At 68.2% G+C, this 13,941-nt stretch carries 10 protein-coding genes and 1 pseudogene; 6 read left to right on the forward strand and 5 right to left on the reverse strand.

Translation table 11 applies throughout. The features are described 5' to 3' along the window. Window positions 1-693: 693 nt before the first annotated feature. The 3 genes from AB0D57_RS13130 (at window position 694) to AB0D57_RS13140 (ending at window position 3,206) form a co-directional block, all read left to right on the forward strand. Window positions 694-999 (forward strand): 4a-hydroxytetrahydrobiopterin dehydratase, encoded by a 306-nt coding sequence (locus AB0D57_RS13130; protein ID WP_362071040.1) that lies wholly within the window; start codon window positions 694-696, stop codon window positions 997-999. A gap of 37 nt (window positions 1,000-1,036) precedes the next feature. Then, window positions 1,037-1,246 carry a WYL domain-containing protein gene (locus AB0D57_RS13135; protein ID WP_362071042.1) on the forward strand — a complete coding sequence of 70 codons (210 nt, stop codon included), beginning with the start codon at window positions 1,037-1,039 and terminating at the stop codon, window positions 1,244-1,246. An 88-nt stretch (window positions 1,247-1,334) separates the two neighbouring features. Further along, window positions 1,335-3,206: a rhamnogalacturonan lyase gene (locus AB0D57_RS13140; protein WP_362071044.1), complete on the forward strand. Its 1,872-nt coding sequence runs from the start codon at window positions 1,335-1,337 to the stop codon at window positions 3,204-3,206. 115 nt (window positions 3,207-3,321) lie between these two features. Here the strand turns inward: AB0D57_RS13140 and AB0D57_RS13145 are convergent, their stop codons facing one another. The 3 genes from AB0D57_RS13145 to AB0D57_RS13155 all read right to left on the reverse strand — a co-directional run bounded on the left by AB0D57_RS13145 (window position 3,322) and on the right by AB0D57_RS13155 (window position 6,046). After that, entirely contained in the window at window positions 3,322-4,557 is a 1,236-nt protein-coding gene (locus AB0D57_RS13145; protein WP_362071046.1) for an MFS transporter, read from the reverse strand. Between the two features lie 194 nt (window positions 4,558-4,751). Then, entirely contained in the window at window positions 4,752-5,012 is a 261-nt protein-coding gene (locus AB0D57_RS13150) for a helix-turn-helix transcriptional regulator (RefSeq protein WP_362071239.1), read from the reverse strand. A 71-nt stretch (window positions 5,013-5,083) separates the two neighbouring features. Then, window positions 5,084-6,046, reverse strand: a complete 963-nt coding sequence (locus AB0D57_RS13155) for an SDR family NAD(P)-dependent oxidoreductase (protein ID WP_362071048.1) — start codon at window positions 6,044-6,046, stop codon at window positions 5,084-5,086. Between AB0D57_RS13155 and AB0D57_RS13160 the strand changes: the two genes are divergently transcribed. After that, on the forward strand, window positions 6,045-6,491 hold the full coding sequence (locus AB0D57_RS13160) for a recombinase family protein (RefSeq protein ID WP_362071050.1): 447 nt from the start codon (window positions 6,045-6,047) through the stop codon (window positions 6,489-6,491). The two genes, AB0D57_RS13155 and AB0D57_RS13160, sit on opposite strands and share 2 nt — an antisense overlap. Here the strand turns inward: AB0D57_RS13160 and AB0D57_RS13165 are convergent. Both AB0D57_RS13165 and AB0D57_RS13170 read right to left on the reverse strand, forming a co-directional pair. After that, window positions 6,457-7,089: pseudogene (locus AB0D57_RS13165) on the reverse strand (cellulose-binding domain-containing protein); the annotation flags it as partial. The gene AB0D57_RS13160 and the pseudogene AB0D57_RS13165 sit on opposite strands and share 35 nt — an antisense overlap. Before the next feature lie 133 nt (window positions 7,090-7,222). Next, a complete protein-coding gene (locus AB0D57_RS13170) occupies window positions 7,223-10,183 on the reverse strand; it encodes a glycoside hydrolase family 48 protein (protein WP_362071052.1) in 2,961 nt (986 codons plus the stop codon). Window positions 10,184-10,438: 255 nt separating this feature from the next. Between AB0D57_RS13170 and AB0D57_RS13175 the strand changes: the two genes are divergently transcribed. Together AB0D57_RS13175 and AB0D57_RS13180 are read left to right on the forward strand one after the other, a co-directional pair. After that, window positions 10,439-11,932 (forward strand): cellulase family glycosylhydrolase, encoded by a 1,494-nt coding sequence (locus AB0D57_RS13175; protein ID WP_362071054.1) that lies wholly within the window; start codon window positions 10,439-10,441, stop codon window positions 11,930-11,932. Window positions 11,933-12,116: 184 nt separating this feature from the next. Further along, a complete protein-coding gene (locus AB0D57_RS13180) occupies window positions 12,117-13,823 on the forward strand; it encodes a glycoside hydrolase family 6 protein (RefSeq protein WP_362071056.1) in 1,707 nt (568 codons plus the stop codon). Window positions 13,824-13,941: the final 118 nt, after the last annotated feature.

Below are 13,941 nucleotides of genomic sequence, written 5' to 3' on the forward strand. Positions count from 1 at the left end.
TTCCGCCACCACGCCGCCCCCGACCGTCCCAAGCCGGGCTGGAAATGGGCCACGTGCCCCAACACGGCGTGCGGGTACAGCGCGGACCGCGACGTGGCCGCCTGGCAGCGCATCGGCGCCCGCGGCCTGACCCACCACACAACTGTCCTGGACCGGGCGAGCGGCACGTTTGTGATCCGCCGCACGGTTCAGGAGCTGGACCAGCCGGTCCGGCACACCCCCCACCCCGGCACCATCCCTTCGTCCGGTCTGCCGCAGCCTCGCGCAGCGGCGGACCGGACGAAGGCGGGGCCGACGAGAAACCGCCCTGTGCCCAGGCAGCGACGCAGGGTCCCCGCCCCACCCGCAAGTCCCGCAGCAAGTACCACTGTTGCGGGTCCGGGTGGAAAGCGTCCGGCGGGGCGGATGCCCCAGTCACCAAGGCGTCACCCCCAGTGGCGCGGACGGCGGCAGGCACCGCACACGATGAGCACCCCCACCCGGCACCAGCCGCATGGGGCCAGACTCGGCGCAGGCTTCCACCTGCACACCCACGCCCCACGGGCGGGACCGCCACCGGGACACCTGAGATCTCTTTTCCCAGGACCGGAGCCGGGCCGAAAACCCAGCCCCACCCCGGAAAACCTAAACTCATCTGCGACGCTGAAGATCAGCCGCACCGTAGAGCGTAAGACGTAGGAAAGGAGCGAGGCCATGCCCGTCGAACCGCTGTCGCAACAGGAGATCGAGGAGCGGCTGACGGAGCTGCTGGGCTGGTCGCTGGACGGAGACCGCCTCGCCCGCTCCTACCGGCTCGCCTCGCACTTCGCGGCGACCGCGATGGTCGTGCACATCGCGCAGGTGCAGGAGGAGCTCGACCACCACTCCGACCTCACCCTCGGCTACAACACCGTCTCCCTCACCGTGAACACGCACAGCGTCGGCGGCGCCGTCACCGAGCTCGACTTCCATCTCGCCCGCAGGGTGGAGGCACTCTCCCAGGATCATGGTGCAAGCTGACCGTTCCTGGAGACTGAGCGGGGGTGGGTCCTGTTGTGTGCGCGGTGCAGCACTGGCCTGCCGCGCCGCCCCCAACGGCCATACGGAAGCGGACGGTTGGACCCGCGCCACCGTCCCCATCGAGTCCGTCGACCACGCCCACGACGAGTTCCTGCGCCTGGGCGCGGCGATCGAGGTGCTGGAGCCGGCCGAGCTGCGGAACCGCATCGCGCGCACCGTCGCCGCGCTGGCTCACCTGTATACGTAGAGAGCGCTTGCTGATAGGCGGCAACTTCCTTGCCCGCGGCGGCGACTGAGGGAACAGAAGCAGTCTGTCCTCTCAGGAGGTAACCACCGTGCAGCACCCGCAAAGGCAGCACCGCAGACGCGTGATCGGGTCGGCGATGGCGGCGACGGCCGCGCTCATCGCCGCCGGGCTCACTGCCCTCGGTACCGGAACCGCCCAGGCGGCCACCGCCCGTCAGGTCGAGGCGCTCGACCGGGGCGTCGTCAGCGTCCACACCGACAGTGGCAACCTGGTCAGCTGGCGCTGGCTCGGCACCGACGCGAACGACGTCTCGTTCAACGTCTACCGAGCCGGTACGAAGGTCAACTCGACCCCGATCACCGGCTCCACGAACTACTTCCACTCGGGAGCGCCCGCGCAGGCCGACTACACGGTCCGCGCGATCGTGGGCGGCGTGGAGCAGGCCGACTCCGTCCACGCGATCCAGTTCCGCACCGGATACAAGGACGTGCCCATCACCCCGCCCGCGGGCGGCACCACCCCCGACGGAGTCGCCTACACCTACGAGGCCAACGACGCCTCCGTCGGCGACCTCGACGGCGACGGCGCGCTCGACTTCGTCCTCAAGTGGCAGCCCACCAACGCCAAGGACAACTCCCAGTCCGGCTACACCGGCAACACGATCATCGACGGCATCAAGCTCGACGGCACCCGGCTGTGGCGTATCGACCTCGGCCGGAACATCCGCTCGGGAGCGCACTACACGCAGTTCCAGGTGTACGACTACGACGGCGACCGCAAGGCCGAGGTCGCCCTGAAGACGGCCGACGGGACGACGGACGGCCGGGGCACGGTGATCGGCAGCTCGTCCGCCGACTACCGGAACTCGAGCGGGTATGTGCTGTCCGGGCCCGAGTACCTGACCATGTTCAACGGTCAGACGGGCGCGGCCATGGGCGGCGTCGACTACGTCCCGGCGCGCGGCACGGTCTCCTCCTGGGGCGACTCGTACGGCAACCGCGTCGACCGCTTCCTCGCCGGAACCGCCTACCTGGACGGCGCCCGACCGTCCCTGATCATGGCGCGGGGCTACTACACCCGTAGCGTCATCGCCGCCTGGGACTGGCGGAACGGAACCTTCACGCGCCGCTGGACCTTCGACACCAGCTCCTCGACCAACACCGGCAAGGGGTACGACGGTCAGGGCTCGCACAGTCTGTCCGTCGGGGACGTCGACAACGACGGCAAGGACGAGATCGTCTACGGAGCGATGGCCGTCGACGACAACGGCAACGCCCTGTGGACCACCAAGACCGGGCACGGCGACGCCCAGCACCTGGGCGACCTCGACCCGTCGCACGCGGGCCTGGAGTACTTCAAGGTCTCGGAGTCGACCTCCCAGCCGGCCGAGCTCTACATCAACCCGGCCAACGGTACGGTCAACTGGAGCCTCGCGGCCTGCTGCGACAATGGGCGCGGAGTCGCCGGGGACATCTACGCGGGCAATGACGGCGCCGAGGTGTGGTCCGCCTCCGACACCTCCATCCGTGACGAGGCCGGCGCCACCAAGGGCCGCGAGCCGTCCTCCGCCAACTTCCTGTCCTGGTGGGACGGCGACACCGTCCGCGAACTCCTCGACGGCACCCACATCGACAAGTACGGCACGTCGTCCGACACCCGCCTGCTGACCGGAGCCTCGGTCCACTCCAACAACAGCACCAAGGCGACACCGTCCCTCTCCGGCGACCTCTTCGGCGACTGGCGCGAGGAGGTCGTCTGGCCCACCAGCGACAACACGGCACTGAGGATCTATTCGACGCCCTACGAGACCAGCACGAAGATCACGACCCTGCTGCACGACACGATGTACCGCACGGGTCTGGCCTGGCAGAACACCGCCTACAACCAGCCGCCGCACCCGAGCTTCTTCCTCGGCAACGGCATGCCGACGGCACCGAGGCCGACGGTCTACACGCCGTGAACTGCGCAGACAGCGTTTCCTGGTGATCCAGTCAGGCCCCCTTCGGAGTCTCACCGGAAGGGGGCCTGATGCATGATTCACACCGCTGGGGATGTGGAGCGTTTCGTCGGGTTGATCAGGCGGCTTGCGCCTTCTCCATGGAGTGAGGCTGCGTCTGCCGAGCGTGCTGGTGGTGTTGTGCCCAGCGGACAGCGAGTGGTGCTGCCAGGCCGGTCAGGGCGAACATGGCTCCGACGACATACCAGCCGGGGCGGCCCCAGGTGATGCAGAGCGCGATGAGCAGACCTGGTCCAAGGGCCTCGGCCAGTCCGGCGCCCAAGCCGAATACGCCCAGGTACTGGCCGGTGGCGTGCTTGGGGGCGAGGGCGAAGGACACCTCGAAGCCGGCAGCGGCGTGCCAGAGTTCACCGACCGTGTGGATCACCACGGCGGTGATGAGCAGGGCTGCGGCAGCCCATGCCGGTATCCCCGCGGACAGGGAAATCAGCGAGCAGGCGATGAGAAAGGCCACGCCTGCCCGGCGGTAGGCGTTTCCGCCTGCCGTGGGGGAATCGATGTTGCGGCTGGCTCGCACCTGGAATGCGACGACGATGACGGTGCCGGTGAGCATGGTGCCCGAGATGAGCCAGTGCGGGGCGGTGGTGGCACCGACCAGCCAGAGCGGGATGGCCACGGTGAGCACCTTGAACTGGATGGCCATGATCCCGTCGAGGACGGTGAGCAGCAGGTAAGGGCGGTCTCGGAGGGCGATCCAGCGAGGGCCGCTGGTGGCAGGGACCGGCGCAACCGGTGGGAGCAGGACCAGGAGCGCCGCGGCGACCACGAAGGCGATTGCGTTGCCGACGGCCATGAGTTGATAGGCGGTGAGGGTGCCCACTTGAACAACCCAGCCCGCTCCCAGGGCGCCGAGTGAGATGCCGACGTTGGTCACCGCGCGGAGATAGGCCCGGAACTCCTGCGGCCGGTCCCCTCCGTAGTGCCTGATGAGCGGGGAGCGGGCGGCTGCTCCGGCTGCCTTCGCCCCGGCAGCCGAGCCGACCGCGAGCACGAACGGCCAGAAGTTGTCCACCAGTACGAAGCCCGCTGTGGCCAGCGCCTGGACCACAAGGGTGGCCGCGTAGACACCACGTGCTCCGTATCGGTCCGCCAGATGACCGACCGCGACGCCCAGGGCCAGCGCGGCAAGGCCGGCGATACCGAGCCCGAGTCCTACCTGGTCTGCCGGAAGGTGAACCGCTTCAGTGAAATACAGCACCCCGGCGGTCAGATAAAGGCCGCTGCCTACGGTGTAGACGAAGTTCGAGGCCGCAAGGACGCGCTGTGGTCCGGCATCCGGCATCAGGCGGGGCATGACAAGACTCCACGTCACAGGCGGGTGGTAAGGACCCACAAAGCTTGCTGCGTATTACTTGCAATAGCAAGACTGTTGCCTCGGTGATCGACGCTCGAAGTCCTTCGGGGGTGGGCGTAAGTGTCCGAACCATGCCGCGAGGTGCTCGGCGATCCGGGTCGCGCCGCTCTCCCCGTCGGTCGGCGCGTGTCTGGTCACGCCGACATGGCCTGCTCGCCGACTTCGGTGTCTTCCGCGCAGGCGGCGGCCAGGTCGTCGAGTGACAGGTGCAGGGCGTGGGCCAGGGCTGCCACGGTGAAGAAGGCCGGAGTCGGGGCCCGGCCGGTCTCGATCTTGCGGAGGGTTTCAGCGGACACTCCGGCGGCTGCTGCCACGTCGACCATGCTGCGGTCACCGCGGTTCCGCGACGCCTCCGAAGCGAACGGCGATATCACTCGCCGCAACGGGTCGTTGATTCGTATGGTGTGACCGGCCCGGGGGCCGGCCACAGACCTGAAACGGTGACCCGCGGCGTCCGGGACAGCCCTTAGGTTGCCGCCGCGAAAGCGTCGACGCCCGTGAGGTCGGCCGACAGCGCCCACAGGCGGGCGGCCTGCTCGGGGTCGGTCGCGTGTGCGTGCACGCCGCCTTCCGAGCCGTCGCCGGCCGGCTCGGCTATGTCGCAGTCCTCGCAGTACACGCCGCCCATGCCCGCCAGCCGGGGGGAGGTCGCCGCCCATACCTGCGTCGCCGCGCCCTGCCCGGGCGTCTTGAAGGTGGGATCGGTCGGGTTGCCGTTCTCGTCGATCCAGCCCGCGTCGACCATCTCCGCCTTCGCAAGGTGGCGCTGCAGCGGGGTGAGGATGCTGCCCGGATGCAGCGCGAACGCTCTGACTCCGGCGTCCCTGCCGAGCGCATCGAGCTGCACGGCGAACAGCACGTTCGCCGTCTTCGCCTGCCCGTACGCCTGCCATCTGTCGTAGCCACGCTCGAACTGCACGTCGTCCCAGCGCACGCCGGTGATGCCGTGGGCGCCGGAGGACACGGCGACCACGCGCGCGCCACCGCGGGCGATCGCCGGCCAGAGATGGTTGATGAGCGCGTAGTGACCGAGGTGGTTGGTGGCGAACTGCGCCTCCCACCCCGGGCCGACCCGCGTCTCGGGGCAGGCCATGACCCCAGCGTTGTTGATCACGATGTCGACCTTGCGACCCGAGGCCAGGAACCGCTCGGCGAAACCGCGGACGCTTTCGAGGTCGGACAAGTCGAGGTCGTCGGTCTCGACGCCGTCGATGCCCTCGACCGCCTCCTGAGCGGCCGCCCGTCGCCGGGCGGGGACCACGACGCGGGCTCCGGCACCCGCCAGGGCGCGGGTTGTCTCCAGACCAAGTCCCGAGTAGCCACCGGTGACGATCGCGGTGCTGCCGGACAGGTCGATCCCGCTCAGGACGTCGTCCGCGGTGTTCCGGGCACCGAAGCCCGATCCGATCTTGTGCTGAGGTGTCGTCATGACGGAGACGCTAAATGCTGGACCGCGCTCTAGGGCAAGGGCCGGTGACGCCGAACGCGAAGAGCGCTGGAAGGCGCTGGAGTGCGCACGCCCCGGCGACACCATCGTCGTCCCATCCCTCGACCGACTCGGCCGCTCCATCCAGGATCTGATCGCCAAGGACTTGCCGCCGCACGAGCCCGAGGCGAGCGACTCGGCCGCCCGAGCTGTCGAATGGTGGCCGGCCCGCTCTCGCTGGATCAACACCCATGCGGGAGGTGGCACAGTGACCACTGACGGCACCGAGGCCGACGGTCTGCACCCAGTGAACGACGGTGGGTGCGTGCCTCGTTCATGCGGCGCGCACCCACCCGGTCAGCTCTCCTCGCGCCGGCTCTCCGGCTCCTGGAAACGGCACGCGCCCTCGGAGCTCAACTCACCGTGCAGGTCTGGTCCCCCAGTTTGAAAGCCGTCGGTTCCGTGTTTGATCCCGACCAGTTTCCGGTGAATCCGAAGCTCACCGACGAACCCGCCGCCACGTTGCCGTTCCAGCCGACGTTCTTCGCCGTCATCGCCGCACCCGACTGCGTGTAGTCCGCGTTCCACAGTTGGGAGACGGTCTGTCCGTTCGGGAACGTCCAGTTCAGGGACCAGCCCGACCAAGCGCCCGTCCCCGTGTTGCTGAGCTGGACATCGGCCTGGAAACCGCCCGACCACTGGTTGGTGATGGTGTACGTCACCGCGCAGGCGCCGGTCGGTGTCGGCGTCGGATCCGTGCCGCCGTCGCCTCCGTCACTGTCGGAGGAGTCACCGTAGATCACCCCGCGGCCGTTCGTCGCCACGTACACGCGGCCGTACACCCGAGGGTCACCCGTGATCGCCGCGCCCGTCCAACCCCACTGGTGGGTGTCGTCGTTGATGCGGGTCCAGGTCGCGCCCTTGTCCGTGGAACGGAAGATGCCGCGTATCCCGGCGATCTTCGCGCTGGTGTAGAGGGTCTGGTGCGAGGCTCCCGTCGCCGCCTTGCCGAAGCCGATCGTGTCGGCCTGCTCGACGTTCGACAACATGCGGGTTCTTCGCACGGGTGGGGGTCCTCTCTTGAGGAGAACGGCACGATGGCCGGGCGGCCCTCAGTGCGGATGAGGAACCGCCCGGCCCGGTACACGGAGCCCCAGGCCCACAAGGGCCTGGCGGGGACTATTCGAGGAGCTCCGCGTACGAGCCCATGGCGAGGGCTATGTCCGCCTGGGCCCAGAACCGGTGGTACGTGAAGGAGGGCGCGGCTCCGCCCGCCAGATAGCTCTCGATCTTCGACCAGGCCGGGTCGTCCTCGTAGAAGGACCGGAGCGAGGCGAAGGTCGAGGAGGAGTTGATCGTGTCGCCGTTCGGCATCGTGCCGCTCCAACCGCTCGGCACGTACACGTTGTCGTCGAAACGGTTGTAGTCGGCGCGGGTCTCCGGGACGGCGATGCCCAGCGCGTCCTGGTTGTGCTCCCACATGCCGTCGAGCAGCGCCTTCGCCGTCGTCGCCGCCTGCGTGTCACCGGAGCGGTCGGCGTAGTACGTCAGGGTCTTGGCGTAGGCGGCCGCCACCCCGACGTCTTTCGTGTAGTCGGCGACGGTGACGTGAAGTCCGTTGTTGGCACCCGGACTTGAGGCGTTCCAGGTGTCCGGGGCACCGGACCACTGGAGCGTGGAGGGAATCTGGTAGGTGCCGTCCGGATTGATCGTGGTCTTGGACAGCGCCCAGTCCACCCACTTGTCGAGGACCGCCTTCGCGCTCGCGTTCCCCGTCTGCTGGTAGTACTCGGCGACCCGCTCCATGGACCACGCCTGGAAGCCGAACCACTGGTTGGACGGCGGGTCGTGGTACACCGGCTGCTGGTCGTAGTACATGCCGTAGAAGGTCGGCGTACCGGTGGGAGGCGTCGCGTAGCGGCCCGCCCAGCTGTTGGTCGCACCACCCGCGATGGCGCCCTCGTTCGACTGGAGCCAGCGGTAGAACTCGATCTGCCGCTCCAGCGACTTGGCCCAGTCCGCCTGCCCCGTCGCCGACTTGGGCTTCAGATCCGCGTACGAGCTGAGCGCGTACGCGGCAAGCGGGTTCTGGTAGCCGCCGTGGGTGTGGCTGGAACCGATGCGCCAGGCCCAGCCCGCCGAGGTGTCGGTGGCACCACCCCAGGCGTAGTACCAGGACATCAGATAGTGCGAGGCATCCTTGCCGGTGCCCGCCGGACACGTCGAGGGCCCCACGCAGTTGCCGACCTTCTTGAAGTACTTGTCGTACATGGCATAGCGCAGATAGTCGCCCATCTTCGCGGCCTTGCCGACGGTCGCCGACACCGCGCCGCCCTTGCCCTGCGCCTTGGCCCACACATCGGCCCAGTACGCGGCCTGTACGGCCCGCGCGTCGGCGTCCGGCGCGTTGGTGAACTTCCACTGCTTGGCATACGACGCGTCCCCGGTGAAGAGGTCCAGATAGCCGTTCGTGCCGCCGTACTTGAAGGCGTCACAGGTCGGCTGCGGAACCGTCTCCCACACCGACTCCTGCGCGCCGCGCTGGAAGGTGTTGATGTACGACGGGCCGGTGTCCGTCGGACCCGCCTCGCACTTGCCGGGCGAGTTGCCGTAGCCGTAGACGTTGTCGACGTCCTGCAGCCAGTGCATGCCGTACACGTCGTCCGTGCCGTACGCGCTCTTCAGCTCCGCCGCGATCGGGTCCGAGCCGACCGAGACCGAGGGTTCGAGCTTCGCCGGGTACTCGTTCGGAGTGTCCAGCTCGGGGGCGTACGTCGCCGGTTTCGAGGCGTTGTAGAAGGAGTTCGTCGGCTGGTCGGCGTGCGTGGGGATCATGTATGTCTCCATGGTCGTCCACGCGGCGTTGAACTTCGACCAGTCGCCGGTGATCTTCCCGTACATGGCCTGCAGCCAGATCAGATAGCTGTACGCCTCCGACGTCGTCTCATGACCCTGGTCCGGCGCCTCGACGATCAGTGTCTCCACCGAGTGGTAGGGGATGCCCTCGGGGGAGAAGTAGCCGTTCGCCGGGTTGGTGATCTTGCCGTAGAGGTCCAGGAATCGGGCGTCGTACGCCTTCGACGCCGCCAGTTCCGTCACGGTGACCGTGGCCTTGGCGTGGCCGGTCGCGGAGGCCGTGAAGGTCGCCGTGCCGGTGCCGGAGGCGTCGGCGGTGATGGTCACCTGCTGGGCCGTGTTCCAGTTGGACGGGGTGAAGGTGAGACTGGAACCGCTGGTGACGGACAGACCCGTGTTGCCGTCCGTGCGGGCCGTGCTCACCGTCACGTTCGCCGTCGGCTGCGTCGACAGCTTCACGTCGAACGTGCCCGACTTGCCCTGCTGAACACCGAGTTGGGTCGGCGTTGCCACCACGGCGGGACCCGAGGCGACGGTGATGCCGACCGGCGTGGATGTCCCCGACGCGCCCAGGCTGTCGTACGCCTTGGCGACCAGCGAATGACTGCCCACGGTCAAGCTGTTGACCGAGAGCGTGTACGGGGAGCTGGTGTCCGTGCCCAGCAGGGTCGTGTCGTCGTAGAACTCGACCTTGCTGATGGTCGCGTTGTCGGCGGCCGCGGCGGTCGCGGCCAGCGGGACGGCGGCACCCTGGGTGTAGGTCGCGCCCGCGGTGGGGCTGGTCAGCACGGTGATCGGCGGCTGATGGGCTCCGACGCAGGTCGTGCCGTTGATCGCGAAGGTGGCCGGCGCCGTGTTGGTGCCGCTGTAGGTGAACTGGGCACCGGTGGTGACCGCGGCCCCGGCGGCGATCGTCCCGTTCCAGGAGGCGTTCTTCGCGGTGACCGTCTTGCCGGACTGGGACCAGGTGCCGCTCCAGCCGTTCGTGAGCGTCTGGTTGCCGGTGTGGTCGTACGTCAGGGTCCAGCCGTCGATCGGGTCCGTGCCCCGGTTGGTGAGCGTCAGCTCAGCGGTGAAGCCCGAGCCCCAGTCGTTGGTCTTGTAGTCGACGCTGCACTGAACTGCGGCTGCTTGAGCTGGAGTTGCGCTGGTCGCGAGAGTCGTGAGCGTGGACAGGGGGAGTGCGAGGGCCGCCACCACGGCGGTCCAGAGCCGCCGGCTGGGGCGCCCCGGAGGCGATCCGGATAAGGGTGCGCGGCGTCTCCTTCTGGGACTGGGGTGCATGTGCTGGTTCCTCCTTGCGGCTCGGAGAAGGGGGGCGGAGCAGCAACAAGCCTTGAACCAGTGGGAGCGCTCCCATATTGAGGAGGGGGGTCGAAGGGGTCAAGGTGCTTGAAGAGTCGAAATTGTTCGATTGATCAACAGTGCAACTCCTCTGTCCTTTACCGACACTTGGCGCTAGCTTCATCGACACCAGTGGGAGCGATTCCATCAGTCGGCGCGTCCGTCACGACGTGCCCGAGCTGCAAGGAGTCGCTCATGCGACACCCTCCTCGTTCAGTTCTTTCAGTGGTCGGCGCCGCGGTCGCCCTCGTGGGCACCGTGATCGCGCCGGTCGTCACGGCTTCAGGGGCCGCACCCGCGTGCACGGTCGAGTACTCCGTCACGAGCCAGTGGGGCACCGGCTTCCAGGGTGCCGTGAGCATCACCAACAACATGGCGGCGCTGAGCAGTTGGAGCGTCACCTTCGACTTCACCGGCGGCCAGAAGGTCACCCAGGGCTGGACCGCCAAGTGGTCCCAGTCCGGTACCACGGTCACCGCGGCCAATGAGAGCTGGAACGGCTCGTTGGGTTCCGGCTCGAGCGTCAGTGCGGGTTTCCTGGCCTCGTGGTCGGGGAGCAACGCGGCGCCGACGAACTTCAAGCTCAACGGCACCACCTGCAATGTGGACACGGAGCCGTCTCCGACGCCCACGCCCACGCCCACGCCTTCGCCGACCGAGCCGCCGGCCACAGGTGAGGCGCCCGAGCTGCACGTCTCGGGCAACAAGCTGGTGGACTCCGCCGGGGCCACCCGACGGCTGCTCGGCGTCAACCGCTCCGGCGGCGAGTTCATGTGCGTCCAGGGCCACGGCATCTGGGACGGCCCGGTCGATGACGCGTCGGTGCAGGCCATCGCGGACTGGGAGGCCAACACGGTCCGCATTCCGCTGAACGAGGAGTGCTGGCTGGGGCTTTCCAACATCAAGCCGGAGTACGCGGGCGCCAACTACATCGCCGCCGTCAAGGACCTGGTGGCGAAGGTCGAGGCGCACGGCATGACACCGATGGTCGAACTGCACTGGTCCTACGGCCAGTACACCGGCAACTCGTCGGGCTGCTCCGACGTGCACGCCAGCTGCCAGAAGCCGATGCCCGACATGCAGTACACCCCGTCCTTCTGGACCTCGGTCGCCAGCACCTTCAAGGACGACCGGGCCGTCGTGTTCGACCTGTTCAACGAGCCCTACCCGGACCGGGCGACGTCCACCACCACCCAGGCGTGGACGTGCTGGAAGGACGGCGGCAACTGCCCCGGCATCGGATACGAGGTGGCCGGCATGCAGGACCTGGTCGACGCGGTGCGCGGCACCGGCGCCGAGAACCTGATCCTGGCGGGCGGGCTCGCGTACGCGAACGACCTCAGTCAGTGGCTGACGTACAAGCCCAGCGACCCGACGGGCAATCTCGCCGCCGGGTACCACGTCTACAACTTCAACTCCTGTGCCAGTGAGACCTGCTGGAACTCGACGCTCGCCCCGGTGGCCGCTCAGGTCCCGCTCGTGGCGGGGGAGATCGGCGAGAACACCTGCTCCCACTCCTTCACCGACACCGTCATGAAGTGGTTCGACGACCGAGGGCTCTCCTACCTCGGCTGGACCTGGAACACCTGGGACTGCTCCTCCGGCCCGTCCCTGATCTCCAGCTACGACGGCACCCCCACGTCGTACGGAACCGGTCTGCGCGACCACCTGCGCGCCCTCAACGGTTAGGACCTGTCCGGTCGATCACGGCGGAGACGCGGGGTGGCGGTGACATCAGCCGCTCCGCGGCGGGCGCGCATCTGCGGCTGCACGCACCACACCCCGCTCACCGGCATCGGAAAGGCGCCGCTGCTTTCCTCCACTGTGATCGACCGGACAGGCCCTAGTCCCCAACAGACAGGAACCCGCACTCATGAGCCGTACCAGAACAGCCCTGTTAGCGGCACTCGCCCTGCTCGCCGGCGGCACCGGCACCGCTGCCGCGGCCGTCCCCGTGGACACCGGTATCGCCGCAGTCCCCTGCACCGTCGACTACAAGGTGCAGAACCAGTGGAGCAACGGCTTCACCGCCGCCGTCACCGTCACCAACAACAGCGCCGCCAAGAGCTCTTGGGCGGTGAAATGGTCGTACGCCGGGAACCAGCAGGTCACCAACGGCTGGAACGCGAAGATCAGCCAGAGCGGCACCGCCGTCACCGCGGCCAACGAGACCTACAACGGGACGCTGGCCACCGGCGGTTCGGTCAGCTTCGGCTTCAACGCCTCGTACAGCGGCACCAACGCCCTGCCCGCCACCTTCACACTCGACGGGGTGACCTGCAACGTCGACGACGGAGGCGGCGGGGACCCCGATCCCGACCCGACCGGCCCACGGGTCGACAACCCGTACTCCGGCGCCAAGGTGTATGTGAACCCGGAGTGGTCCGCGAAGGCCGCCGCCGAGCCGGGCGGCAGCCGTATCTCCAACCAGCCCACCGGCGTCTGGCTCGACCGGATCGCCGCCATCAACGGTGTCAACGGCGGCATGGGCCTGCGCGACCATCTCGATGAGGCCCTGGAACAGAAGGGCTCCGGCGAACTCGTCGTCCAGCTGGTGATCTACAACCTGCCGGGCCGCGACTGCGCGGCGCTCGCGTCCAACGGGGAGCTCGGACCGACGGAGATCGACCGGTACAAGACCCAGTACATCGACCCGATCGCCGCGATCCTCGCCGACCCCGCGTACGCCTCGCTGCGGATCGTCACCACCATCGAGATCGACTCGCTGCCCAACCTCGTCACCAACACCGGCAGCCGCCCGACGGCCACCCCGCAGTGCGACGTGATGAAGGCCAACGGCAACTACGTGAAGGGCGTCGGCTACGCGCTCAGCGAGCTGGGTGACGTGCCCAACGTCTACAACTACATCGACGCCGGGCACCACGGCTGGATCGGCTGGGACGACAACTTCGGCGCGAGCGCGAACGTGATGAAGGAAGCGGCCACCGCCGAGGGCGCCACCGTGAACGATGTGCACGGGTTCATCACCAACACCGCCAACTACAGCGCCCTGAAGGAGAACAACTTCACCATCGACGACTCGGTGAACGGCACCTCCGTCCGCCAGTCCAAGTGGGTCGACTGGAACCGCTACGTCGACGAGCTGTCCTTCGCCCAGGCCTTCCGCAACCAGCTCGTCTCGGTCGGCTTCAACTCCGGCATCGGCATGCTGATCGACACCTCCAGGAACGGCTGGGGCGGCACGGCGCGGCCCACCGGACCGGGCGCGACGACCAGCGTCGACACCTACATCGACGGCGGCCGCTACGACCGCCGTATCCACATCGGGAACTGGTGCAACCAGTCCGGCGCCGGCCTCGGTGAACGCCCCCAGGCAGCCCCCGCCACCGGCATCGACGCCTACGTCTGGATGAAGCCCCCGGGCGAGTCCGACGGTTCCAGCTCGGCCATCCCGAACGACGAGGGCAAGGGCTTCGACCGGATGTGTGACCCGACGTACACGGGCAACCCCCGCAACGGGAACAACATGTCCGGCGCGCTGCCGAACTCACCGCTGTCGGGGCACTGGTTCTCGGCGCAGTTCCAGCAGCTGATGACGAACGCCTATCCGCCGCTGTAACCGTGACCGTGTGATGGTGACGGTGACCGTGTGACCTGGTGATCCGCCGGGGGTCGGGCCTCCTGGGCCGGCCCCCGGCGGATCACGAACTCCACCGCCGAGCGGTCGCGGTCCACCG

The sequence above is a fragment of the Streptomyces sp. NPDC048275 genome, from assembly GCF_040652275.1.
Taxonomy (GTDB): domain Bacteria; phylum Actinomycetota; class Actinomycetes; order Streptomycetales; family Streptomycetaceae; genus Streptomyces.